Origin of the sequence: Fructilactobacillus fructivorans, from assembly GCF_001434095.1 — a bacterium.
GTDB lineage: Bacteria > Bacillota > Bacilli > Lactobacillales > Lactobacillaceae > Fructilactobacillus > Fructilactobacillus fructivorans.
Window position 1 is genome coordinate 191,621 of sequence record NZ_AZDS01000003.1, and the last position, 25,192, is coordinate 216,812.

The window sequence follows — 25,192 nt, forward strand, 5'->3', positions numbered from 1 at the left end:
TCATGAAAAAACTAAGCAGTAGTCAAGTTCGTCAAATGTTTCTTGATTTTTTCAAAGAAAAGGGTCACACTGTTGAGCCCAGTGCTTCTCTAATTCCGAAGGATGATCCAACCTTACTATGGATTAACTCCGGTGTTGCTACCATGAAGAAGTATTTTGATGGTTCAGAAGTTCCAAGCAACCCAAGATTGACTAGTTCTCAGAAAAGTATCCGAACTAATGATATTGAGAACGTTGGGAAAACCGCTAGACATCAGACCTTGTTTGAAATGCTTGGTAATTTTTCGGTTGGTGATTATTTCAAAAAAGAGGTTATTCCTTGGGCATACGAGCTTTTAACTAGTCCCAAGTGGTTTGGATGGGATCCTAACAATTTGTATGTCACAGTTTATCCTGATGATGAAGAGACCAAAAAATTATGGTTGAAGGTTGGAATTGATCCGGATCACATTGTGCCAGCTGAAGATAACTTTTGGGATATTGGTCAAGGTCCTTCAGGTCCCGATTCAGAAATTTTCTATGATCGAGGAGAAAAATATGATGATCTAGCTCCAGATGATCCTGAAAATTACCCTGGCGGAGAAAATGAACGTTACCTGGAAGTTTGGAACATTGTTTTTTCTCAATATAATCACACCCCAGAGGGGACTTATGAACCACTTCCAAGAAAGAATATTGATACTGGAATGGGTCTAGAACGAGTGGTATCCATTTTTCAAGATGCACCGACTAATTTTGAGACTGATCTATTTATGCCGATTATTAAGAAGACTGAAGAATTAAGCAACGGTAAGAAGTACGGTGGTAATCGGGAAGAGGACGTTCCCTTTAAGGTTATTGCTGATCACATTCGGGCCATTACCTTTGCCATTGGTGACGGAGCTCTTCCATCCAATGAGGGACGTGGTTACGTCATTCGTCGCTTGATTCGTCGTGCTACTGTTAATGGTCATGAATTAGGGATTAATGATGCTTTCTTATACAAGTTGGTTCCCGTTGTCGGCAAGATTATGCAAGCTTACTATCCTGATGTCCTCGAACAAAGTGACTATATTCAAAAAATCGTTAAAAATGAAGAAGAACGTTTTAATGCAACTCTAAATGATGGACTTCGGTTATTGAACGACATTATTGCTAATACCAAAAAAGATTCCAAAAAGGAGATTTCTGGTAAGGATGCTTTTAAACTATATGATACCTATGGTTTTCCACTAGAATTAACTGAGGAATATGCTGGTAATGAAGGTGTTAAAGTTGATGAAGAAGGCTTTGATGCTGAAATGCAAAAGCAACAAAATCGTGCTAGAAACGCTCGTGGTTCGAAAAAGTCAATGAAGGTTCAACGTGATTTATTACTGGACATCAAAACACCAAGTGAATACGTTGGGTATAATCAGTTAACCGTTGATGCAACTAAATTGGATGACATTATTGCGGATGAAAAATTAGTAAATAGTGTGGCACCAAGTGAAGGAGAAGTTGAACTAATTTTTGATAAGACCCCATTTTATGCAGAGATGGGTGGTCAAGTGGCTGATACCGGAAAGATTTATAATCAGAACGGTGACGAAGTGGCAGAAGTTGAGGACGTTCAAAAAGCTCCAAATGGTCAAAATCTGCACACGGTAAAAGTTATTAGAGATCTGAAAAAGGGTGAGCAGTACAAGTTAGTTGTTGACCGTAGTTTTCATGAACGAGTTGAAAACAATCACACTGCCACTCACTTATTGGATCAGGCACTGCGAAATGTTTTAGGAGGTCACACTCAGCAAGCGGGTTCGTTGGTTCGTCCCGACTACCTTCGTTTTGATTTTACTCATTTTGGTCGAGTAACCGATGATGAACTGCAAAAAGTTGAAGATATGGTAAACGAAAAGATTTTTGCATCCATCCCAGTTCAAACGGTGGTAACTGATCAGAAGACCGGAAAAAAAATGGGTGCGATCGCCCTTTTTGATGCTAAGTATGGTGACGAAGTTCGGGTGGTAAAAATTGATGATTTTTCCATTGAATTTTGTGGTGGCGATCACGTTAAAAACACCAATCAACTAGGATTATTTAAGATCGTTTCTGAAACAGGGGTTGGTTCTGGTGTAAGAAGAATTGAAGCGGTTACCTCTAAGGATGCGTTTGATCTTTTAAATGATGAGGAACGCATGTTAAAGGAAATCGGGAAAACGGTAAAAGCTTCTACCACCGATGAGACTCCAGGACGTGTAAAACAATTGCAAGCCCAAATTAAAGATTTAGAGAGTCGACAGGAATCCCTTGAAACCAAATTGGCAAACCAAGAAGCTACTGATATCTTTAATAATGTTCAGAATATTAACGGAGTCACTTTGATTGCAGGAAGTTTAAAAAATGCTAACATGAACCAACTAAGAGAATTAGCAGATTCGTGGCGAGATAAACGTGCTTCTGATGTATTGGTGCTTGGGACCGGTACTGATGACAAAGCTAATTTATTAGTGGCAGTTAGTGAGGATCAGGTTAAGTCCGGCATTAAAGCAGGCGATTTGATTAAATCGATTTCTAAGTATATTAATGGTGGTGGAGGTGGCCGTCCCAACATGGCTCAAGCTGGTGGGAAGAATCCAGCCGGAATTGAGGATGCGTTAGAGGCTGCTAAAGCTTGGATTGAGGAACGCAAGTAATAGTTGTTATTTGAAAATTAGTCGTGTATTATCATTTTTGTAGGGGAGGGATCTATGATGGAGCATAAACAAGAAGACGTTTCATTATTTGAAGACAAGTCTAATCTAGACATTCACAAGACGCTGGCAACTGTTTACCAAGCTTTAATTGAAAAGGGATATGATCCGTATGTTCAATTGGTTGGTTATCTAACATCTGGTGATCCAGCATATCTTCCAAAATTGAATAATGCACGGACACTTATGTGTCATTATGATAGAGAAGAAATAATCGATGTGCTTTTACATTCATACTTAAAGGGTAAAACACCATCGATGGATCGGACGGCAGATCAGTGAGATTAATGGGATTAGATGTAGGATCAAAAACAGTTGGGGTAGCCATGAGCGACGCTTTGGGATGGACATCCCAGGGAATTGAAATCGTTAAGATTAACGAAGACGAAAAAGAATTCGGGTTAGACCGCATTGGTGAATTGATTAAAAAATACGATGTAAATGGTGTTGTAATTGGTTTACCTAAGAATATGAATAATACTTCTGGTCCCAGAGTAGAAGCATCAAAAAATTATGGTGAGTTAATTAAAAAACACTTTAATTTACCAGTTGATTTTGAAGATGAGCGACTTACAACCGTTGAAGCTGAGCGAATGTTAATCGAGCAAGCTGATGTTTCTAGAGCAAAACGAAAAAAGGTCATTGATAAAGTTGCAGCTGAATTGATTTTACAAAGTTACCTTGATCGTAAGGGTAAATTATGTAATTTCTAATTAGAAAAGAGGGCTTAATATGAGTAAAGAAAACGAGAACAACCAACAAGAACAAGTTACACTTGTCGACGAAGATGGAAATGAGAGTTTATACAATATTTTATTTACTTTCTCATCTGATGATTACAATCGTTCATATATCTTTATTTATCCAGCAACAGATGATGATAATGATGAAGTTGACATTGAAGCCTATGCGTTACCAAAAGATGATGATCCTGCCAATCCGACTGGTGGAGAATTAGAACCAATTGAAGATGATAATGAGTGGGAAATGGTTCAAGAAATGCTTGATACATTCCTTCAATCAGGTCAAGATCAAAAATAATTAATGGGTGCTGGATTACCAGCATCCTTTTTTAATTAATTCTAAAAGATTTTCATGCTAAAATAGAAACATTGGCGGGAGGTTTTAATTTGGCAGGTAAAAATAGATTTAAAACAAAAATTGGTGGGAAAGAATATACATTTATTGGTGATGCATCTGATGAACACATGGAAACAACTGCACGTATTTTGAATAATCAACTTGCACAGTTAAAAAATTTATCTAAGGGTGTTAGTAATGAAGATGCTGCCATCTTAATTGCGTTTAACGCAATTTCTGATCAATTAAAAAAGCAACTAGAACTTGATAAAATTAATAATAAAGCGGAGGATGGCGAAGATTAATGTTGTTTACAATTATTATCATAATTGTATTGATTTTTTCAATCGTAAATGGCTACCATCATGGACTTGTAAATGAATTATTCAGCTTTATTAGTTATTTAATTGCTGCTGTCATTGCATTTGTTTATGTAATTCCGGTTGCAGATTTCTTAAGGTCTGCATCTAATATGATTTTGGCGACCCATGCTTATATCAATACTGGATTTTGGCGTGGTTTGTCGTTTTTAATAACTTTTGTAATTGTTGCGGTGGTACTCCGATGGGTTTCACACCTATTAAATCGGATTGCTTCGCTTCCAGTTTTACGTCAATTGAACTCACTTTTGGGTGCAGTTTTTGGTGCCATTATCAGTTTACTGGTTATGATGTTAATACTGGATGGATTACTATTAACTAATAATGATTGGGTTAACACTGAATATCAAAATTCAACCGTTTCACAGATGATAATGATGGATTCGCCGCATTTATTTAATCAAATGATAAATCGTTAAAATGGGATGAAAAAATGAACGAAAAAGTACTCGATACATTAGAATACGACAGAGTAAAACAATTGGTAGGACAGTTTTTAACTACTGAAAACGGATCAAGGGAGCTCAAGCAATTAAAGCCAAGTAGTGATTATGACATAGTCTCACATTCACTGAATGAAGCTGATGATGGTTCTCATATTTATCGTCTAAATAAGATGATCCCAGTCCCAAGATTAGTTGATATTACGCCATCTATGAAGCGCTTAGCGGTTAATGCTGACTTGAATGGGACTGAATTATCTCAGGTTAATGCGGTTTTGCTTGCTAGTAAGCGAGTCAGGACCTTTTTTGCAAACTTAGATGATGACAAGGTTGAATTAAACGTTCTATACGATGAAGCCAAGGATTTCAATGATCTTCCAGAAATCTCAAAACGACTTCAAGCTTCAATTGATGAAGATGGTCGTGTATTAGACTCAGCATCCAGTGAACTGCGTTCAATTCGGAGAGAAATTACACGACTAGAAACGAATATAAAAACTACCATGAATAAGTATATTCATGGAAAGCAGTCCAAGTATTTAAGTGAACCAATTATTACGGTTCGAGACGGACGATATGTGATTCCAGTTAAATCCGAGGATAAGCAAAAATTTGGTGGAATCGTTCATGACCAAAGTACAAGTGGCTTAACGCTCTACATTGAGCCTCAAAGTGTGGTTTCATCGAACAATGATTTAAGACGTTCTCAATTAGATGAGCGTAAGGAAATTCACAAAATCTTAAGTGAGCTTTCTGATATGATTCGTCCTTACCAAGAAGAATTAATGGAAAACGCAGCACAATTAGGGCATTTTGACCTTATTAATGCAAAGGCTAAGTTTGCGGATCAAATGCATGCCACTAAGCCCAGTGTTTCCAAAGAAAATCACGTTAATCTGAAAAACGTTCGTCATCCATTGATTGATCAGAAAAAAGTGGTTGGCAATGACATTCAGATTGGTTCTGATTTTCGGCAAATTATCATTACTGGTCCCAATACGGGTGGTAAAACCATTACCATTAAAACCTTAGGAATTAACCAGTTAATGGCTCAATCAGGGATTTTTGTAATGGCCAATGAGGGTAGTCAGGTTGGTGTATTTGATAACGTGTTTGCTGATATTGGTGATGAACAATCAATTGAGGCCAACCTTAGTACATTCTCATCACATATGGATAATTTAATTAATATCTTAAAGCACATTACCAATCAAAGTTTGATTTTAATCGATGAGCTAGGCGCAGGAACTGATCCTAAGGAAGGGGCAGCGCTTGCCATGTCTATTTTAGATAAAATGGGTGAATCAGGTAGTGAAGTTTTGGCTACTACTCATTATCCAGAATTAAAGGTGTATGGCTACAATCGACCAGAGACGATCAATTCTTCAATGGAATTCGATGAGAAGACCCTTAAACCAACTTATAGATTGTTACTAGGGGTTCCAGGCCAAAGTAATGCCCTTAATATTGCTAAACGATTGGGCTTGCCTGATACCATTATTTCCGAAGCTAGTTCACTAATGGACTCTGATAGTCAAGATATTAATAGGATGATTAAACAACTTACCAAACAAACCAAAGATGCGGATGAACGAGCACGTAAGCTTAAAGTTGAATTAGCTGAAAATGAGAGGCTTCATGCTGATCTAAATGATAAGCTTACTAAGTTTACTGATAATAAAGATTCAATGGTAAATGATGCTAAACGGCAGGCTAATCAAATCGTCTCAAAAACACGACGGCAAGCTAACGAAATCATCAATAATCTTCATCAAGTTCAAAAGAGAACCAATCAGCCAATCAAAGAGAATGAGTTAATTGATGCTAAAGGGAAAATTAATTCACTTGAGCAGCATCCTGAGCTTAAAAACAATCGTGTTTTAAAGCGTGAAAAAGCCAAGCATCATTTTAAAGAAGGCGATGATGTCTTGGTAAAATCCTACGGTCAACGTGGTGTTCTGTTGAAGAAGATGGGAAAAGATAACTGGGAAGTCCAACTTGGGATCTTGAAGATGAAAGTTTCTGAGTCAGATTTGGAACAAACCCACAAAGAACCAGGTAAGAAGAAACATACTCCTAGTGTAAGAAGAACCCGTTCTAGTGGAATTTCTCCAACTCTGGATTTACGCGGTGAGCGATATGAATCTGCCATGCAACGGCTTGATCGTTACATTGATTCTGCTCTTCTAGCTGGATATCCTTCGGTAACGATTATCCACGGTAAGGGTACAGGAGCTCTTCGAAAAGGTGTGATTAGTTACTTGAAACGAAACCGCCGAGTAAAGGAATTTGGTTTCTCACCGGCTAATGCAGGTGGGGACGGCTCAACTGTCGTGAAGTTTAAGTAGATTGTATGCAATTTAGTTGCATTTGAAACAACACGTGTTTATACTTACTCATAGTAAGAGAAATAAGGAGGCAAATATTATGGTTAATGAAACTAATGATGCAAACTTTAAAGAAGACACTGCCGATGGTGTTTCAGTTGTCGATTTTTGGGCTCCATGGTGTGGTCCATGCAAGATGCAGTCTCCAGTAATTGAAGACTTGTCAGAGGACCCAGAGGTTGCTGACAAAATCAAATTCTTTAAAATGAATGTTGATGATAATCCTAATACTTCACGTGAGTTTGGAATTATGAGTATTCCTACCATCATGGTGCTTAAGGATGGTAAAGTTATCGATCAAATCGTCGGCTTCCATTCAAAAGATCAATTAAAGAAATTGTTGTCTGCATATACAGCATAAAAAAAGAGCCCATTGGGCTCTTTTTATTTTGCTATATTAATTGTTTTAAAATCACTTGGGTTATTCACAGGAGCATTCGGATCGGAAACAACGGTAAAGTTCACACTGTTTAATTTAATGGTGGCTTCACACTCGGTTGAAATTTGATCGATTTGTTGTTTAGTCTGTGCTAAAAAACCAGCTTCGAGCATGAAATCAGGATCCTTATTTAGTTTTAAGCGGGTTTCTACCTTTGGTCCACTTAGTTTCCAACTGATTTTTTTGATGTTTTCTTTTTTAAGTTCTAGATTACCAAACTGACTTTGTTTAAAGAATGCCTGAAGATCATCATTTGACGCAACTGGAAACTTGGTAGCAAGATCCTTGCCAGCCCAGTATAGGATGTCATGAATATCTTGGTCTAATAGATCTGGTAAAAGGCTGTCCCTTAAAAGTTCAATTCCCCAAAAAGGTGAATCAGAATGTTCCTTGCAAAATTTTTCGTATTTATTCATATCAGAGTCCTCTTCCAAAAAGATACTTTACAAATAACATTCTATCATAGACTCCCATGAAATAAAGAAGAAAGGGTAACTTGAACTCAATTAAAAAAAACGCCATAATTAAATTTGAAGTGAATAGGAGGGATATTATGAAGGTATCACCAGTAGCTTACATGGATTCTGGAGTTGGTGGTTTGACGGTCGCAAAAGTTGCGTTAGAAAAACTACCACACGAAAATATGATTTATCTAGGGGATGAAGCGCGGCTCCCATATGGAGAAAAGACCACCAATGAGGTACGTCAGTACTCTGCTGAGATTGGCCATTTTTTTGTTGATCAAGGTGCTAAAATGATGGTAATTGCTTGTAATACCGCCACTGCAGCAGCCCTTTCGTATTTAAGGAAATTGCTTCCAATTCCTGTGATTGGAGTGATTGAGCCTGGAAGTATGGCAGCGGTCAAAAAAACGAAGAATAAGAAAATCGGAGTGATTGCCACTAGGGGAACAGTTGCTAGTCATTCATATCGTGATACAATTCAAAAAATTGATCCCAGTATTGAAGTGAAAGAAGTGGCTTGTCCAACTTTTATTCCGTTAGTTGAAAGTGGAAAGTATCATAGTAAAGATGCACAAGCAAAAGTTCAAGAAGGCTTAAAGCCATTTCAAAACAGTGGAATTGATACGTTAATTTTAGGTTGCACTCATTTTCCAATTATTGCTGATTTAATTGATAATGTAATGGGACCGGACGTAACTTTGGTTAATCCTGGATATGAAACGGTTAATGCAGTTGAAAGGGAACTAAAAGATACTGATCATTTGGCAAATGTAGCCCATCCCAATGCTCAGTTTTATACCACTGCGGACGTCAAAAGGTTCGACGAAGTTGGTAAGCAATGGTTACACACGGATATTGATGCTAAGCTTATTCCCGTAAAACAATTGGAGAAATACTAATGAAAAATAATCAGATTGTGGTTGCTTCAAAGAATCCTGGCAAGATTAATGAATTTACGGAGATGCTTTCTAAACTTGGTTTAACCGTTAAATCGATTAATGATTTTGATAATGTTCCTGCCATCAATGAAAATGGAACAACGTTTGAAGAAAACGCGACCATCAAAGCTAAGGTTGTTTCAGAATATTTGGATTTACCAGTTTTGGCCGATGATTCAGGTTTAGTTGTTGATGCCTTAAATGGAGCTCCAGGTATCCATTCGGCACGATATGCTGGTGATCATAATGATCAGGCTAATAAAACTAAGTTATTGAGGAACATGCAGGGAAAACGGAACCGGAATGCTCACTTCAATACGACTTTGATTGTTAGAAATCCAAATGGGAAACAGTTAGTGGTTGTTGGAAGAGTGGATGGTCAGATCGTTGAAACTCCACGGGGAACCAATGGCTTTGGTTATGATCCCTTATTTTATCTGCCCGAGTTAGGTAAGACATTGGCTCAATTGACTGATGAGCAAAAGAATGCGTATAGTGCACGTGGAAATGCTCTCAGAAAGTTAACTGATGTAATTGAAGATTGGTGGTAAAAAATGAGCTATCACATATGTGATAGCTCATTTTTTAATTTGTTTTTTGTGGTGGGGCAGGAACAACCAATGGTGAAAGCGGAAGATTAATGCCAGCCTTATAAATAGCGGTGAGATAAGCTCCTAAGTACTTAGCATTGACGTCAAATTCGCGTTCACTTTTGGTGTGTAGGAACACGGAGATGGCAAGTGACCCGTCTTCAAGGAAGTTGGTTCCAAAAATGACTGGTTTTCCAACAATATCAGGATCATTTGGACACTTTTCTTCATTAACTGAAGCAATAATATCTTCAACTTTATGAATGGGTGTTTCTGGTGTGATTCTGATGTTGACGATTGTCATCATTTCACCACGAGATAGATTTGAAACCGTGGTAATATTCCGATTTTGAATAAAGTTAAGGGTTCCGTTAATACTAGTAATTTGAGTAGTCCTGATACCTACGGCTTTTACGTAACCCTCAATATTATTAATGATAACTCGTTCACCAACGTCAATTTGGTGTTCAAACAAGATAAAGAATCCACTAACAATATCACTAACGAATCCCTGAGCCCCAAGTCCAATTGCTAAACTGAAGATTCCAGCACCAGCAAGCAAAGTTCCAACCGGAATGCCAATCATTGATAAAATTGAATATAACCAAAAGAAAATGACGGTATAGTAGTAGATGTTAGTAGCAAGGGTATACATGGTTTTGTTTCTTCTCGCTGCAATTGGTTCGGATGTTCCGTTAATCTTTGGTAAACTATCCTTTTTTTGTGAAATATTAGTTTGACGTTTGTTGAAAAAATGTTTTATAACGGTTTTTCCAACTCGTACAATTATTAGAAAAAGGATTGAGACTAAAATAATACTTACAATTTTGGTTGTAAGATTTGAAAGTATCTTGGTCCAATTGAAACTCCTAAAGTACTTGGTTAAAAAAGACGGATTAGCTACATTTTCCACTGACCCTGATTTAAGGGCCGATGATGCTTTGGCAGAATCGGCTACCAATTGAATAAAAATGTTCATAATTTCCTCCACTCTTGATTTTACTGTTATCAATATTTTAACAGAGAAATCTTCTAAATAAAATTAAGCTTTTTAAATTGTCATATTGACAGGATAATGCTATTCTAAATGATGAAGAAGCCATTAGGAGGATAATTAAATGGGTATCGGTGAAGTAGCAGCGTTAATTGCTGCAATTGCGTTTTTAGTTTTAGTTGTATTTTTGTGTTTCTTCTTGATCAGATTGTCAAAAACGGTTAAGGATGTCAGTGAAAGTGTTAATAGTCTTACAAATGATGCTAATCATATTAGCAAAGAATGTGAGCAAATTATGGTCATTTCAAACACCTTACTTAACAACGTTAACTCAAAACTCGATCAGGTTGATCCCGTGTTCCAGGCGGCAGCTGATTTAGGTGAAAGCGTTTCAGATCTAAATGAAGCAACAAGAAATGCAACTGAGAAAGTTAAATCGAAGAGTGGTTTGTTAGCTAAAACGTCTGCATTAACATTTGCTGGTAAGATGCTTGGCAGATTGTTCTCTAAACGCGACAAAAATTCTGAAGAAACAAATTAAGGGGTGGATTGGTTATGAATTTGAAAAAGGGAATGCTTTTAGGATCAGTACTTGGTGGAACTGCTGCTTTCGTAGCCTACAAACTATTAGATGAAGCAAAACAACGTGAAATTAAAGAGTGGATTCTAGACGCTACGGAAGATGCTAAAGACCGTGCGTTAGATTACGTTTACTATGCAAATGATACGGCTGAAGACCTTAAGGATCTTGCTTCAGATAAGATGGATGATGCTAGAGGATCGGTTCATAAAGTTAATGAATCCCTTAGTGATAAATTATCTGATTTACAGGAAGCCGTTAATTCTTTAAAGTCTGATGTTGAAGAACATCCAGCACCTAAGAATGAATTAGATGATCTTGCTAAGGAAAAAGAATCTGATGATATTGTGATTGATCCAGATGATGCATTTAGCGATCAAGATCGTGCAGAGACAATTTATCCAGTTCACGAACACCATGAAAAATAATTTATTTACCCAAATCGGACGGACGGTCCGGTTTTTTTTGCTCTCTTGATGTAACCGATTTCACTTGAATGAATTCCTTTACTTTGATATATTTATAATAATTAGTGTACATAAGTGTGCTCATAGGAGAAATCGACTTTGAAAAAACAAAATGTGACAATTTATGATGTAGCTCGCGAGGCCAATGTGTCAATGGCAACTGTCTCACGAGTGGTAAATGGTAACCAAAATGTTAAAGATGCGACCAAACAAAAAGTCTTAAACATCATTGATAAACTTGACTACCGTCCCAATGCAGTTGCTAGAGGACTGGCAAGTAAAAAGTCTACCACGGTGGGAGTTATTATTCCGAACGTAACGAATACTTACTTTGCTTCGCTTGCCAGAGGGATTGATGATATTGCAACAATGTATAAGTACAACATTATTTTAACTAATTCTGACGGTAATAATCAGCGTGAACTGACTTCAATGAATACGCTTCAGGCTAAACAAGTTGATGGGATTATCTTTATGGGAAATGAAATCTCAGAAGAGTTACGATCGGAATTCAAAAAGTCCCGAGCACCTGTGGTTTTAGCGGGTTCCGTGGATGCTAGTGGAAAGATTCCGAGTGTCAACATTGATTATAGACAAGCCGTGTACTCTGAAGTTACTAATTTAATTAATAATGGAAATGACCGCATCGCCTTTGTTTCGGGTCCCCTCGAACGTTCCATTAATAAGGACTTTCGTTTGAAAGGGTACAAGGATGCGTTGACTGATGCGGGAATCCCATATGAGAAATCATTGCTTTTTGAGACCGATGTTAGTTATTCTGGTGGATATGCTTTAAGAGAACGTTTGCAAAAGAATGAAGTAACTGCCGCAATTGTTACTGACGATGATATGGCAGCAGGAGTGATGAATTCGATGACTGATGATGGGATTAGTGTCCCAGGTGAATTTGAACTTGCAACTAGTAATGATACGAAGTTAACTGAAATGACCAGACCAACCATGTCAACGATTACTCAACCGCTTTATGATGTGGGAGCCGTTGCCATGCGTCTTTTAACGAAGTTAATGAATAATGAAGATATTGAAGAAAATAAGGTTTTTTTGCCTTTTGGTTTAAAAAAGCGTGAATCAACTAAATAGAACTTAACTTGATACTAGAGTTACTAGTTGCTATAATTAGAGAGTTAATATGTTTAAAAGAGAGAGGAGTTGCGATCATGTCAGGACATTCAAAGTGGCATAACATTCAAGGACGAAAGAACGCCCAAGATGCTAAGCGTGGAAAGATTTTCCAGAAGATCTCACGTAACTTATACCAAGCTGCAAAGGCTGGTGGAAGTGATCCAGAAGGAAATCCTCAATTACGACTAGAAATGGAAAAAGCTCGGGAAGCGAACATGCCGAAAGACAACGTTCAACGGGCAATTGACAAAGCTTCAGGTGTCGGTGGAGCAAAGTTTGAAGAAGTAACTTATGAAGGATATGGACCTGGTGGAACTGCAGTAATGGTGTCTGCCTTAACTGATAATAAGAACCGAACTGCTGCGGCCATTCGTTCCGCATTTACTCATCATGGTGGTTCACTTGGAACTGATGGTTCAGTATCATATATGTTTGATCGAAAGGGATTCATTACTATTTCAAAGTCTGATACGGATGATGATGAAGATAGTATGTTAATGGCTGCCTTAGATGCTGGTGCTGACGATATGAAGTCGACCGATGATGAATATCAAATCCTTACTGATCCTGCAAGCATGGCGAGCGTTCGCGATGCATTACAGAAAGCAGGTTATAAGTTGGATGCTGAGGTTAAGTTGGTCCCACAGAATACAACTGAAGTTCCTTCAGATAAAGTTGAACAGTATAGTGGTCTTATTGATGAATTAGAGGACAACGATGATGTTCAAGATGTTTATGAAGCAGCTGTTTTGCCGAATGAAGCTGAATAATTAAATAATTAAAAAAGGGTGCAATCTTTAATTAGATTGCATCCTTTTTTCGTATTTAGTTATGAAGGATGTGATGAAATTGAAAGTAACACAATGGTTGGATAATATTATGGAATTCGCGGTCCAACGCCAAGCTTCTGATGTTTTTATCTTACCAAAGGAAAATGAATATTGTATTAAAGTTCATACGGCAATCAGGACGATTCAAATTACAAATTTGAGTACCGAAATGGCAAAACGGGTAATTTCGTATTGTAAGTATCAAAGCGGAATGTCAGTGACGGATAGTAGAAGGCCCCAGCTTGGTGCAATGGATTATACGATCAAAGATCAGAAACTTCGTTTGCGATTATCGTCGGTGGGAAACTTTAGCCAAAATGAATCGATGGTGATTAGGATTATCTACGATACTCATCAAATCGAGAGCGGCTTTTTTAATCCGGATCAAATTCAAAAGATTGAATCGGCTTGTAAAAAGCGAGGTTTACTTTTATTTGCGGGTCCCACTGGATCGGGTAAAACAACTACTATTTATCGTGTAGTTAGAAAAATCAGTAAAAATCAAATTGTAATGACAATTGAAGATCCAGTGGAGATCTATGAAGAGTCTTTTTTACAATTGGAAGTCAATGATCAGGCCAAGATGACTTATGCAGATTTGTTAAAAGTGGGATTAAGACAACGTCCTGACGTTTTTATAATTGGTGAAATTCGGGATCATCAGACGGCGGAAGTTGCAATTTCAGCTGCTTTATCAGGTCATTTAGTTTTAAGCACTGTTCATGCCAAGTCTCCTGATGGAACGATTCAGCGACTACTAGAGTTAGGGATTGACTTTGAACGGATTCAAGCAGCCTTAAACTTAGTGGTCTATCAACGGTTAATCCCAACTAAATCTAAAGAAATTAAAACCTTATTAACCATTAAAGATGAGTTTAATAATCATCATGTGGAAAAAGATGATATGGAAGATTGGAAGGATCAGATTGAACTGCTTTTTAAAAGGGGAGTAATTAGTGAAAAAAATCGGGATAAATATTTTTACGGGTAAACGGATTTCCATAAAACAACAAGCATTTTTGTTTTCAACCTTAGGTGATTTATTATCTACGGGGTTTTCAATTCATCAGAGCTTGGAGTTTGTGAAAGTGGTCTCGAAACGGAATCAAATAATTGTAAATAAGATCATGCATGGCTTAGAAAGAGGAAATAATTTACCGGATTCGATGAAATTCTTTCTTAGTGAATCAATCTATTATCAGTTAAAAATCGCTGATGAGCATGGTGATTTAGTGAATGGAATGAAAGAAATTGGTGACTTTTTAAAATTAAGAATTACACAAAATGAGAAAATTAAAGCAGTTGTGGTTTACCCCATTTTTTTGTTCTTAGTTTTATTTAGCATCATCTTTGCCGTTAAGTTCTTGATCATGCCCAAACAGCTGACTTAACAGGACAAACAGGCACTAGGAATCATCATGTTATTTCGTATATAGTCTATGCTGTTGGGCTAGCAATTATTTTATTGGGAATGGTTTGTTACCAAAACTTTAAAGCGAAGAAATGCATTGATCGCATTAATTTATTGGTTAAAATTCCCGTGATAGGGCAGCTATTTAAAGCATATTATCAATATTTTGTTACTTCTAATTTTGCTTTGATGATTAACGGTGGCTTGGACTTGAAGCAGGTCGTTTCAGCCTTATTAAAGTTTGATCATCAAAGTCTTCTTTATGATGTTGGAAAAACAATGCACGCCAGTTTTAATGAGGGAATGAATTTTGGAGCAAGTCTAGCACACTATTCTTTTGTGTCTGAAGAAATGATCGTGTTTCTTTTAAACGGAAGTACTCAGTCGGAGTTAGCTCAAAATCTTAAGGCACTTAGTAGATTGAGCTTTAAAGAAATGATCCGTAAGTCTAACTTGTTAATTAAATTGATTCAACCAGTTTCTTTTGCAGTAATCGGAATTTTAATTGTAGGAGCTTATTTACAAATGCTATTACCAATGTATGATTCGATGAAAGGACTTTATTAATGAATAGGAAGGGTTTTACTTTAATAGAAATGACAATTGTTTTGTTTATCATTTCATTGTTAGTTTTAATTATTATCCCAAATCTTAGTAATCAGAAAGATCATGCTAAGAAAATTCATGGATCAGCAATGGTATCTGTGATTCAAACTCAAATTGATGCCTATCAGGATGAAAATCACGATGGAGATGTAACAATTAATAAGTTAGTTCGAAGTCATTATTTAACTGGAAAGCAGGCTAATCAAGCACATGCTGAAAAAATCGTTGTGGTAAAAAATCATGCGATGCAAAAATGATCAACCTGGATTTACGTTAGTTGAAAGTGTCTTAGTGTTGTTTGTTTCGTCTTTAATTCTTGGCATCACGTTAGTAGCTTTCAATTATCTCGGTGTAATAGGAAATCAAGAAAAACGTTTCTTTGAAACACTTGATTCTGCTTGGAATGAGGCATTAATTGAATCGCAAGCTCATCACCATTCAACCCGGGTATTATTTTACCCAAATGATGAAGTGGTGTTTGTTAAGCAGGAAAAGTCAAGGTTAAAAAATCGAGTAGTTAAAATGCCAAGGGGACTAAGCGTTAAAAGTTATCATGACATTGAAATTAAAAAAGATGGCTACGTTAAACCGCAAACCATTAGATGGTCTTCAAGTGGACAAAAGAGATTGATTTTACAAAAAATTCAACTGGGATGGGGTGCGTATCACCTTGAAACTATCAAACAAAATTAGATTAGGATTTACGCTATTGGATTCACTGATTGGCCTGGCATTAATTTGTAGTGGAGTGATTTTTTATTTAAATGTGAATGATTTTGAGCATCATTGTTTACAAAAAAGTAGGGATGAAATGCATGCGATGAGGAAAACTTATGAGCATAAATTACTTAAAAAGTATCAGTAAACGGGCTGGTTTCTCGATCATTGAATCAATTTTTTCCTTGCTGATAATTTCGATGGCCTTTGGTCTAATAATGTTGACCACGCAACTAATTAGAAGTGAGAAATGGGAAGATCGTGATGGAATTTTTTACCGTTATCTCGATGTGATTGAATCACCAGATTATCAGTTTAAAGTCATGAATGTCGAAAGAAATTCCGTTAAGCTCAAAAGTAAAAAAGAGAATAAAGAATACATTATGGAAAAATATGAGAACATGGTGAGGTTACGTGGGGTTAAGGGTGGTCACATCCCAATTATCTTAAGGGTGAATCATGCTTCGTGGTCTACTAATCACCATGTTTTAACTAGTCGTATCAAAATTGATGGGGTTAATTATGAAGCCAAAAGTTATTTATAAAAGAAGGGGAAGTTTAACTTTAATTGCTATTTTATTTTTGCTATTTTTATCTGGTATAATTGTTTATCGCTACCAAAAAGTAGACTTTCAAATCCAAAATAATCATATTCGGATCGCAAAATATCAAAGGTTGACTAAAGAATTGAATAATTCTAAGAGATAAACGAGAAATCTTGAATAACGGACGTGAACTCTGGTAGTATTAACCCTAGATATATAAGAAAAGGGGTTGATATTTCTGTCTGAAAAAGAATCAATATCATTGTTTCAAGTTTTTGATCAATCCAGCAAAGTTTTAAGTCAAGCTTTAGGAACGTCGTATTTGGATGCTTTCATTGAGACGGCTGATAATATGATTGATAATAATACGGTTCGAGTTGAAGATGGAGTTCCTAAACCCAAAATAGTGGACGACCTTACTAAGCTATATCGAACGGTTGACTACCACAAAATGGATAACGAATCAATTCGACGAGCCATTCAAATGGTTATGATCCGAGCCACTAAAGAAGACAAGATTCAGGCAAATCATCAAATAACTCCTGATACAATCGCCTACATCATGGGATACATAGTTACGCGGATTTATGAACATGAATCCAGTGTTAGCATCCTTGATCCAGCAGTTGGAACTGGGAATTTACTCACAGCGGTTATGAATCAATTACATGATTCACTTCATGATACTGTAAAGGGATATGGAATTGATAATGATGATTCAATGATTTCAATTGCTAGTATTAGTGCGAAAATGCAGAATTTGGATGTTGAACTAATTCAGCAAGATAGTATTGAACATTTGTTGGTTCCCAAGGTTAATTTGGTTGTCTCTGATCTTCCGGTTGGTTATTATCCAATTGATGAAAAAACCACGGGTTATGCTACTCGAGCTCAAGCAGGGCATTCATATGTTCATCATTTACTAATTGAACAATCAATGAACTACTTAAAACCAGCTGGTTTTGGAGTATTTTTGGTTCCCAGCAACATTTTTCAAACTAGTGAAGCCAAGGGCCTTTTAAAATGGTTTCAAGATTCTGTATACTTACAAGGAGTATTGAATTTACCAAAAGAGTTGTTTGCAAACGAAAATGCTCAGAAGGCCATTTTAATTTTGCAAAATCGTGGTGGAGATAGTCACCAAGTGCAAAAGGTTATGTTGGGAGAGTTCCCTTCATTTAAAGATACAGATGCCTTTCAAAAATTCATGGCTGAGATTGTTGATTGGGAAGAAAACGATTTATTAAAAAAATAGTTAAAAATAAGGAGATTACTCATGGGTAAAATTATTGCGATTAATGCTGGTAGCTCAACTTTAAAGTTTAAGTTATTCAAAATGCCAGAAGAAAAGGTTCTTGGTGAAGGATTAATTGAAAGAATTGGCTTACCAGAATCACATGTTGAAATTAAATATGATGATGGGAAGAAATTTGAAGAAACATTAGATGTTAAGGATCACGAACAAGCAATTCAAATCTTGTTAGATCAATTACTCGATCTTGACATTATTAATGACTATAACGAAATTACTGGGGTTGGACACCGAGTTGTTGCTGGTGGAGAATATTTTGATCAATCGGTAATTATTACTCCTGAAGTTCTCAAAAAGATTGAAAGTTTGGATGAGTTGGCTCCTCTCCATGAACCAGCTAATGTTTTGGGAATTAAAGCATTTGAAAAGGTTCTTCCTAATGTAACTAGTGTGGCCGTTTTTGATACTTCATTTCATCAAACGATTCCTGAAAAGAACTACCTATATAGTCTTCCATATGAATACTATGAGAAGTATCGAGCTCGTAAATATGGATTCCACGGGATCAGTTACCGTTATGTATCACAACGTGCTGCTAAATTGTTAGGTAAGCCAGTGGAAGATCTTAAGATGATTATTATGCACTTGGGTGCTGGTGCTTCTATATGTGCCGTTAAGAATGGAAAGTCTTATGATACATCCATGGGATTCACCCCAGTTACTGGCCTAACAATGGCAACTCGTTCTGGTGATGTTGATCCATCTCTTTTAGCCTATGTGATGGAAAAAGAGGGCATGACTGATATCAATGATATGATTAAGGTTTTAAACACGAAATCTGGATTACTTGGTATCTCTGGAGTTTCTGCCGATATGCGTGAAGTTGAAGAGGCTCAAAAGACCAACCATCGTGCTAAGATTGCTCGTCAAATTTATGATAATCGAATTGTTCGTTATATTGGATCATATCTAGCAGAATTGGGTGGTGCTGACGCCATCGTCTTCACTGCTGGAGTTGGTGAAAACAGTATCACTGTTAGACAAGAAGTCACTGACCAACTTTCATACTTTGGCATTGGTGTTGACAAAGAAAAGAATAATGTCAGAGGAGTTGTTAGAGATTTAAGTGCCAAGGGATCAAAGATTAAGACTTTATTAGTTCCAACTAATGAAGAATTAATGATCGCTCTTGATGTCCAACGACTTGAAAAAGAAAGCAAAGAAAAAGCAAATAAATAGTTCTAATGAGAATCCACTCATCAAGGTGGATTCTTTTTTATCATATAAATTTGGAATTTTTTAAATTTTTGGTAGTTTTTCTGACAAAATATCTGTATAATTTCCTTAAAAAGTAACAAATAGCTTCACGTATCCGTGTATAATGTAGGCATACGTAAAGAAAGGATGTTTTTGTTGGAAAAGAATACAAATAATGAAAACCAAATGTCACGGGGACTCAAAAGTCGTCATGTTCAATTAATGGCGTTAGGTGGAACCATTGGAACGGGTCTGTTTTTAGGTGCAGGACAATCAATTCACCTTGCAGGACCGTCAATCATTATTGCCTATGTAATTGCTGGAGTGGCCTGTTTCTTCTTGATGCGAGCCCTCGGTGAATTACTTTTATCAAATACTAATAGCGTTTCATTTATTGAATTTATTAACAAATATTTAGGGGAAAGAACCGGCTTTGTAGCCGGATGGACATATTGGTTCTGTTGGATCGCCATTGCGATGGCGGAAGTCACAGCAGCTGGTTTATACATGAAGTTTTGGTTCCCAGGGTTACCGCAATGGGTAACAGCTGCGTTCTTGATCCTGATTTTGTTCCTATTGAATTCGATTACGGTTTCTGCTTTTGGTGAAACGGAATTTTGGTTTGCATTAATTAAAGTGGTTGCAATTGTGGCGTTAATCATCGTTGGAATTATTTTGGTGTTAATGCACTATAAGACAAGTGTGGGGTACGCCCAGGTATCCAATTTGTATTCTCACGGATTTTTTGCTCATGGTGCTTCCGGGTTTGTGCTTTCATTTCAAATGGTTCTATTTAGCTTTGCAGGGATTGAAATGATTGGAATGACCGCATCAGAAACACAAGATCCACAAAAAATCATTCCAAAATGTATTAATGAAGTTCCTACCCGAATCATTATTTTCTATGTTGGATCTTTACTAGCCTTAATGTGTATCTTCCCATGGCAGTACATTTCCGCTAATTCAAGTCCTTTTGTTCAAGTATTTTCGAATATTGGAATTAAATCAGCAGCTGCGATCATTAACTTTGTTGTTTTAACTGCTGCGGCATCATCGTGTAATAGTGCTATTTTTACCACTGGACGAATGTTATTTTCGTTAACAGATAAAAGTCAAAACAAATTTGCCAAGAAATTGGGCACCCTGTCCAAAAGACACATTCCGGCTAACGCAATTTTGTTCTCAACCATTGTGATTGCTATCTCAGTTGTGTTGAACATTTTAATGCCTGAAGGCGTGTTTGAACTGGTCTCAAGTATTGCCACTACTTGTTTCTTATTTGTTTGGTCATTGATTGTGATCACTCATTATGAGTATCGACGATCACTTACGCCAGAACAAACCAGTAAGCTTACCTTTAAGATGCCATGGTTCCCTTACTCCGACTTCTTTGTTGTTGGATTTATGGTTTTTGTTGCCTTTGTTTTGATTTTTAAAATGCAAACGTTAGTTGCGTTGATTGGTTCAATTATTTGGTTACTAATTTTGTATGGTTTCAAAGTTTTAAGCGATAAGCATAGGGAAAGAAAAGAAGTCGATGATTAAAGTCATCGACTTTTTGATTATCATTATTAATGGATGTTAGAATAGAAAATAACGATAATTATAGAAGAAAATATTGAGGAAGTAATATGATGGATAAAGTAGCAATTTTGCATACCAATGATCTTCACTCACATTTTGAAAATTGGCCTAAAATCAGAAGATTTATGAAGTTAAGAACTAAACAATTGGAAGACAAGGGTTATCGTGTCTTTAAAGTTGATGATGGGGATGCCATTGATCGATCTAATGCACTGACTGAAGCAACTTCTGGCAAAGCAAATATTGAGTTGATGAACTCAGTGGGATACGATGCAGCTACCATTGGTAATAATGAAGCCCTTACTACTTCACATGATGAATTGGCACATTTATACGATGATGCTAATTTCCCCGTTATTTTAGATAATGTGATTGACGAAAGAACTGGGCAACTTCCAAGTTGGGCAATTCCATATCGTGACTTTCTTTTGAAGAACAATGTTAGAGTTCGTTTTATGGGATTAACTGCTCCTTATCCGACTTATCAGTACATGGATTGGAATTCTCTTCCCATCAAAAGTACAATTGAACGTTGCTTGACAGCCTGGAAGGGTCAATATGATGTTTTGATCTTACTTTCTCATTTAGGGATTAACAATGATCGAAGAATTGCAAAAGCATTTCCTGAAATTAACGTTATTGTTGGTGGTCATACCCATCATCTGTTAGTTCATGGTGAGAAAGTTAATCAAACCATGTTGACTGCTGCTGAAAAGTGGGGTCATTATGTCGGTGAAATTACGTTTGATGTCAATGATGATAAACGAGTCGAAAATATGAAAGCTCGGGTTTACAAAACTTCTGAAATGAAAGCTGATGTGAAAGATGCGGACGAAATTGAACATCTCGAAGATCGTGGTGAAGGAATTTTAGCAAGTCAACGAGTCGCTGATATTCCTCATACGATGACTACTTCTTTAACGGATGACAATGAATTAGTCGACTTAGGACTTAAAGCGATTGAGAAAAAGGCCGGTACAACGGCTGCCGTTTTGAACACTGGTTTGTTTTTAGGTAATTTGGATAAGGGTGTTGTTGATAAAAATGAACTTCATAAGTTATTACCACATTCAATTCACGTTATGAAAAGTGAATTTTATGGTTATAATTTGTGGGAAGTTGTCATGGAAATGGAAAAGAACAAGGATTTTCTAGTTCGATTTGAACAAAAAGGAATGGGTTTTCGTGGGAAATACTTTGGTCGATTAATTTATGATGGAATTCGGTATGATCCTGAAAAAAAGCAACTGTTTTATCATGACGAACTCGTGGAGCCCGACAAAAAATACACAATTGCACTGATAGATCATTATAGTTTCATCCCATTTTTCCCAGCAATTAGCATTGTGGGAAAGAATGATATTTTTTATGATGAAACCCTCCGAGATGTCTTTGGTGATTATCTGGCAAAGAAATTTCCGTTAAAGGGAGAATAGTATGGATCATAATGAAATCGAGACGTTAATTGAGACCAGAAATGATGAACGAGCAGCATTAGCTGATATCAAGCAAGTGGACGAAACTACTTTAAGTGTTAATGGTCATGTATACGTGATTGAAACAAATGTTAGAAATGCTTTTGATTTGGGTGAATTTTCGAATAAATTTAACCCAATTTTGACTAGATTTGATTATATTGTTGGTGATTGGGGATACGGACAATTACGACTAAAGGGTTTTTATGGTGACTTTAGAAACGTTAGTAAAAGTTTACGTCATTCAGCAATTCCTGATTATTTGATTGAAGATACTAATTTTGGTTCAAATTACTTCATTTTGCATAATTTAGAGGCAGAGAAGGAAAAAAATTCAAGTCATAAATCTAATAGAAAAAAACAACGGTTTGGAATGAAAAATAAAAAATCCAAATCGGCTGGTGGTCATAATTCAGCTAAAAAGCAACAAAAGAAGAGTTTAAAGACAAAACACTTTAAGAGTGGCAAACGTGGCTTTACCATTAGGCAGAAATAAGTGAGGGTTGAATGAAGAAGTATAAAGGATATTTAATTGATCTAGATGGGACCATTTACCAAGGAAAGAAAAGAATTCCTGCAGCCAAACGATTTATTGAAAGGCTCCAGCAAAATCACATTCCCTTTTTGTTTGTGACAAATAATTCAACGAAGATGCCAAGTGAAGTCGTTGATAATTTGGCGAATAATCATGATATTGATGTAGAAGACAAGAACGTTTATACTTCTGGAATTGCAACGGCGGCCTATGTGAATGATGACGCTAAAGCTAATAACATAACAAAGTCAGCGTATGTAATTGGTGAAAATGGCTTAAAAGAAGCTATGGAAGCACAGGGTTTTAATGTTTTCACGGATGATCCTGAATATGTAGTAGTTGGACTTGATCGTGATTTAACCTATCAAAAATTGTCACGGGCAGTCCTTGGAATCGCTCATGGAGCTAAATTCGTGGGCACAAACCCAGATGCTAGAATTCCAAGTGAGAATGGAATGTTACCAAGTGCGGGATCAATTATTGACTCAGTTCGTTATGCGTCGGGAGTTGATCCTATCATGATTGGAAAGCCACAGACTTTAATTGTGGAAAAAGCTCTGAAACAGTTAGGTTTAAAGAAGTCGGAAGTGATTATGGTAGGAGATAATTATGATACTGACATTATGGCGGGAATTAACGATGGAATGGATACTTTAATCACTTATACGGGAGTTTCTACCAAGAGACAGGTTGAGAAACGGGATGTTCAACCCACTTATGAGGTTAATAGTCTAGATGAATGGAATGTTTTATAGTCTAAAGGATATTGGAGTATTTATCCTAATCCTACTTTTTTTGATCACGTTTTCAGTCTTTTTTATTATTAATGCCAGTTGGTTGTATTACGTGACGATAGCGTTCATGGGATTAGCGGTTAAGTTTCATGTTTCAAACGGATTATTAATGGAAAATTTTCATAGGATGACTAATTTTATTCAAAATCCATTTACGAGTGAGCTAAAACTTAATCAGTTTCCCATTTCATCAAATGGAATGGTTCATTTTGAAAATGTCAGAACGTTAACGTTAGTTAATAATTTAGTTTTATTGATTACATTTATCAGTTTACTTATCATCATGTTTCGATTTAACTATTTTAAGAAAATGTGGAAATTACAGTCACTTTCAGAAGTGACGGTGTTAGTGATTGGTGTTTTAGCACTGTTTTGTGTTTTGGATTTCCAAGATGTATTCATATATTTCCATGAAGTATTGTTTAAAAATCAAGACTGGATTTTTAATCCAAAAAAAGATCCGATAATTAATGTATTACCGGATCAATACTTTTTGATGTGTTTTGCACTGTTCTTTTTACTGGTTATCGTTGGTTTAATAATAGTTGCCATAATTGGTAAAAGGGAATTAAAAAAAGAATCTTTCTAGCAGATTAAAATTCTGGAAGAAAGATTCTTTTTATTTTTGTGTTGAAACCTTGCTCTTTAGATAGCCAACTAAAGCGGGGATCAATGAGATGATAATGATCAAAATGATTACAAGTGAAAAGTGAGCCTGAACAAATGGGATGTTTCCGAAAAAGTATCCTGCTCCACAGCAAATTAATACCCAACAGATACAAGCGACTAAATTGTATTTTAGAAACTTTTTGTAGCTGAAGTCGGTTCCAGCGGCTACAAAGGGAGCAAATGTTCTAATAATTGGCATGAATCGTGCCAAAAAGATTGCGATTGCGCCGTATTTATTGAAGAACTCTCGTGCTCTTTTTAAATCTTTTTCCTTAATGAATTTGCCGAAGAAATGATGTTCAATTAAAGCATTGCCAACTTTTCTTCCAATAAAGAAGTTTAATGAGTCTCCAGCTGCTGATGCAGCAAAGAAGGTAAGAATGAAGATCCAAATGCTAAGACTATAATTTGAATTGGCTGATAGGGCTGCCGCAGCAAATAAAAGAGAGTCCCCAGGGAGAAATGGTAGAATAACAGCACCCGTTTCAATGAATATAATTATAAACAAAATCAGGTATGTCCAATCGCCAAACATGTTTACAATGGTAATGAGATGCTTATCAATGTGAAGTACGAAATCAATTAAAAATTTAAAAAAATCCATATTTTTCCTCTTTTAATATATGTTTTTAACTATTTAAGTGTATCAATAAAATGTATTTTTTTGAATTCAATTTTGCTTTATTTAAATTATTTTTGATTTATTTAAAAAAAGTGTTGACGATTATGGTTATAGATAGTATAGTATTAATTGTCGTCAAGAGCGGCATATCAATTTGGTTAAAATTAGTCAAACTTTTCTATTGACATTAATTTAACCACATGGTATATTAATATATGCGGCGTTGAGATGAAACAAAAGCCGTTATTAGTAAGAGTAGATCTTTGAAAACTGAACAAG

At 36.3% G+C, this 25,192-nt stretch carries 30 protein-coding genes; 27 read left to right on the plus strand and 3 right to left on the minus strand.

Translation table 11 applies throughout. The features are described from left to right. Positions 1 to 2: 2 nt before the first annotated feature. The 8 genes from alaS (at position 3) to trxA (ending at position 7,362) form a co-directional block, all read left to right on the plus strand. Entirely contained in the window at positions 3 to 2,654 is a 2,652-nt protein-coding gene (gene alaS, locus FC73_RS04410; RefSeq protein WP_010022008.1) for an alanine--tRNA ligase, read from the plus strand. A gap of 54 nt (positions 2,655 to 2,708) precedes the next feature. After that, positions 2,709 to 2,993, plus strand: a complete 285-nt coding sequence (locus FC73_RS04415; RefSeq protein WP_039144276.1) for an IreB family regulatory phosphoprotein — start codon at positions 2,709 to 2,711, stop codon at positions 2,991 to 2,993. Positions 2,994 to 2,998: 5 nt separating this feature from the next. Further along, positions 2,999 to 3,424, plus strand: a complete 426-nt coding sequence (gene ruvX, locus FC73_RS04420; protein ID WP_029327128.1) for a Holliday junction resolvase RuvX — start codon at positions 2,999 to 3,001, stop codon at positions 3,422 to 3,424. A gap of 19 nt (positions 3,425 to 3,443) precedes the next feature. After that, the gene (locus FC73_RS04425) at positions 3,444 to 3,752 is read left to right on the plus strand and encodes a DUF1292 domain-containing protein (RefSeq protein WP_010022011.1); all 309 of its coding nucleotides are present in this window, start codon (positions 3,444 to 3,446) and stop codon (positions 3,750 to 3,752) included. 89 nt (positions 3,753 to 3,841) lie between these two features. Then, a complete protein-coding gene (locus FC73_RS04430; RefSeq protein ID WP_010022013.1) occupies positions 3,842 to 4,096 on the plus strand; it encodes a cell division protein ZapA in 255 nt (84 codons plus the stop codon). Next, the gene (locus FC73_RS04435; RefSeq protein ID WP_010022015.1) at positions 4,096 to 4,590 is read left to right on the plus strand and encodes a CvpA family protein; all 495 of its coding nucleotides are present in this window, start codon (positions 4,096 to 4,098) and stop codon (positions 4,588 to 4,590) included. The genes FC73_RS04430 and FC73_RS04435 overlap by 1 nt, the downstream gene beginning before the upstream one ends. Positions 4,591 to 4,604: 14 nt before the next feature. Continuing rightward, positions 4,605 to 6,962, plus strand: coding sequence for an endonuclease MutS2 (locus tag FC73_RS04440; RefSeq protein ID WP_010022016.1), 2,358 nt, complete (start codon positions 4,605 to 4,607; stop codon positions 6,960 to 6,962). 79 nt (positions 6,963 to 7,041) lie between these two features. After that, complete coding sequence (gene trxA / locus FC73_RS04445; RefSeq protein ID WP_010022017.1) at positions 7,042 to 7,362, plus strand: thioredoxin; 321 nt, start codon at positions 7,042 to 7,044, stop codon at positions 7,360 to 7,362. Between the two features lie 23 nt (positions 7,363 to 7,385). Here the strand turns inward: trxA and FC73_RS04450 are convergent, their stop codons facing one another. Beyond that, on the minus strand, positions 7,386 to 7,856 hold the full coding sequence (locus FC73_RS04450) for a YslB family protein (protein ID WP_010022019.1): 471 nt from the start codon (positions 7,854 to 7,856) through the stop codon (positions 7,386 to 7,388). Positions 7,857 to 7,993: 137 nt separating this feature from the next. On the opposite strand from FC73_RS04450, the gene murI reads away from it, so the two are divergent. Further along, a complete protein-coding gene (murI, locus tag FC73_RS04455) occupies positions 7,994 to 8,803 on the plus strand; it encodes a glutamate racemase (protein WP_010022020.1) in 810 nt (269 codons plus the stop codon). Then, positions 8,803 to 9,393 (plus strand): XTP/dITP diphosphatase, encoded by a 591-nt coding sequence (locus FC73_RS04460; protein WP_010022022.1) that lies wholly within the window; start codon positions 8,803 to 8,805, stop codon positions 9,391 to 9,393. The genes murI and FC73_RS04460 overlap by 1 nt, the downstream gene beginning before the upstream one ends. A gap of 34 nt (positions 9,394 to 9,427) precedes the next feature. On the opposite strand, the gene FC73_RS04465 is transcribed toward FC73_RS04460, so the two are convergent. Next, entirely contained in the window at positions 9,428 to 10,411 is a 984-nt protein-coding gene (locus FC73_RS04465) for a mechanosensitive ion channel family protein (protein WP_010022023.1), read from the minus strand. 139 nt (positions 10,412 to 10,550) lie between these two features. On the opposite strand from FC73_RS04465, the gene FC73_RS04470 reads away from it, so the two are divergent. The 17 genes from FC73_RS04470 (at position 10,551) to FC73_RS04555 (ending at position 24,211) form a co-directional block, all read left to right on the plus strand. Then, positions 10,551 to 10,967: a DUF948 domain-containing protein gene (locus FC73_RS04470; protein WP_010022024.1), complete on the plus strand. Its 417-nt coding sequence runs from the start codon at positions 10,551 to 10,553 to the stop codon at positions 10,965 to 10,967. A gap of 14 nt (positions 10,968 to 10,981) precedes the next feature. Then, positions 10,982 to 11,434: a YtxH domain-containing protein gene (locus FC73_RS04475; protein ID WP_010022025.1), complete on the plus strand. Its 453-nt coding sequence runs from the start codon at positions 10,982 to 10,984 to the stop codon at positions 11,432 to 11,434. 138 nt (positions 11,435 to 11,572) lie between these two features. Then, positions 11,573 to 12,574 (plus strand): catabolite control protein A, encoded by a 1,002-nt coding sequence (ccpA, locus tag FC73_RS04480; protein WP_010022026.1) that lies wholly within the window; start codon positions 11,573 to 11,575, stop codon positions 12,572 to 12,574. A gap of 77 nt (positions 12,575 to 12,651) precedes the next feature. Continuing rightward, the gene (locus tag FC73_RS04485) at positions 12,652 to 13,386 is read left to right on the plus strand and encodes a YebC/PmpR family DNA-binding transcriptional regulator (RefSeq protein WP_010022027.1); all 735 of its coding nucleotides are present in this window, start codon (positions 12,652 to 12,654) and stop codon (positions 13,384 to 13,386) included. 73 nt (positions 13,387 to 13,459) lie between these two features. Further along, positions 13,460 to 14,437: a competence type IV pilus ATPase ComGA gene (comGA, locus tag FC73_RS04490; protein WP_115791454.1), complete on the plus strand. Its 978-nt coding sequence runs from the start codon at positions 13,460 to 13,462 to the stop codon at positions 14,435 to 14,437. Beyond that, positions 14,403 to 14,837: a type II secretion system F family protein gene (locus tag FC73_RS04495; RefSeq protein WP_029327130.1), complete on the plus strand. Its 435-nt coding sequence runs from the start codon at positions 14,403 to 14,405 to the stop codon at positions 14,835 to 14,837. Before comGA ends, FC73_RS04495 begins: the two co-directional genes overlap by 35 nt. Before the next feature lie 149 nt (positions 14,838 to 14,986). Then, positions 14,987 to 15,424, plus strand: a complete 438-nt coding sequence (locus FC73_RS04500) for a type II secretion system F family protein (RefSeq protein WP_162250898.1) — start codon at positions 14,987 to 14,989, stop codon at positions 15,422 to 15,424. After that, positions 15,424 to 15,720 (plus strand): competence type IV pilus major pilin ComGC, encoded by a 297-nt coding sequence (gene comGC, locus FC73_RS04505; protein ID WP_010022031.1) that lies wholly within the window; start codon positions 15,424 to 15,426, stop codon positions 15,718 to 15,720. Before FC73_RS04500 ends, comGC begins: the two co-directional genes overlap by 1 nt. After that, positions 15,704 to 16,156 carry a type II secretion system protein gene (locus FC73_RS04510; RefSeq protein ID WP_010022032.1) on the plus strand — a complete coding sequence of 151 codons (453 nt, stop codon included), beginning with the start codon at positions 15,704 to 15,706 and terminating at the stop codon, positions 16,154 to 16,156. The genes comGC and FC73_RS04510 overlap by 17 nt, the downstream gene beginning before the upstream one ends. A 140-nt stretch (positions 16,157 to 16,296) precedes the next feature. Continuing rightward, positions 16,297 to 16,725 carry a ComGF family competence protein gene (locus FC73_RS04515; protein ID WP_010022036.1) on the plus strand — a complete coding sequence of 143 codons (429 nt, stop codon included), beginning with the start codon at positions 16,297 to 16,299 and terminating at the stop codon, positions 16,723 to 16,725. Positions 16,726 to 16,987: 262 nt separating this feature from the next. Continuing rightward, entirely contained in the window at positions 16,988 to 17,980 is a 993-nt protein-coding gene (locus tag FC73_RS04525; RefSeq protein ID WP_010022037.1) for a class I SAM-dependent methyltransferase, read from the plus strand. A gap of 21 nt (positions 17,981 to 18,001) precedes the next feature. Beyond that, complete coding sequence (locus tag FC73_RS04530; protein ID WP_010022038.1) at positions 18,002 to 19,216, plus strand: acetate/propionate family kinase; 1,215 nt, start codon at positions 18,002 to 18,004, stop codon at positions 19,214 to 19,216. A gap of 165 nt (positions 19,217 to 19,381) precedes the next feature. Beyond that, positions 19,382 to 20,779 (plus strand): amino acid permease, encoded by a 1,398-nt coding sequence (locus tag FC73_RS04535; protein ID WP_040472299.1) that lies wholly within the window; start codon positions 19,382 to 19,384, stop codon positions 20,777 to 20,779. A gap of 86 nt (positions 20,780 to 20,865) precedes the next feature. Beyond that, positions 20,866 to 22,254 (plus strand): bifunctional metallophosphatase/5'-nucleotidase, encoded by a 1,389-nt coding sequence (locus FC73_RS04540; RefSeq protein ID WP_029327133.1) that lies wholly within the window; start codon positions 20,866 to 20,868, stop codon positions 22,252 to 22,254. Position 22,255: 1 nt separating this feature from the next. Further along, complete coding sequence (locus FC73_RS04545) at positions 22,256 to 22,789, plus strand: YutD family protein (RefSeq protein WP_010022042.1); 534 nt, start codon at positions 22,256 to 22,258, stop codon at positions 22,787 to 22,789. 11 nt (positions 22,790 to 22,800) lie between these two features. Beyond that, positions 22,801 to 23,583: a TIGR01457 family HAD-type hydrolase gene (locus FC73_RS04550; RefSeq protein ID WP_010022043.1), complete on the plus strand. Its 783-nt coding sequence runs from the start codon at positions 22,801 to 22,803 to the stop codon at positions 23,581 to 23,583. Then, positions 23,573 to 24,211, plus strand: coding sequence for a TIGR01906 family membrane protein (locus FC73_RS04555; protein ID WP_225416843.1), 639 nt, complete (start codon positions 23,573 to 23,575; stop codon positions 24,209 to 24,211). Before FC73_RS04550 ends, FC73_RS04555 begins: the two co-directional genes overlap by 11 nt. Before the next feature lie 30 nt (positions 24,212 to 24,241). Here the strand turns inward: FC73_RS04555 and FC73_RS04560 are convergent, their stop codons facing one another. Beyond that, complete coding sequence (locus FC73_RS04560) at positions 24,242 to 24,895, minus strand: VTT domain-containing protein (protein ID WP_010022045.1); 654 nt, start codon at positions 24,893 to 24,895, stop codon at positions 24,242 to 24,244. Between the last annotated feature and the right edge of the window lie 297 nt (positions 24,896 to 25,192).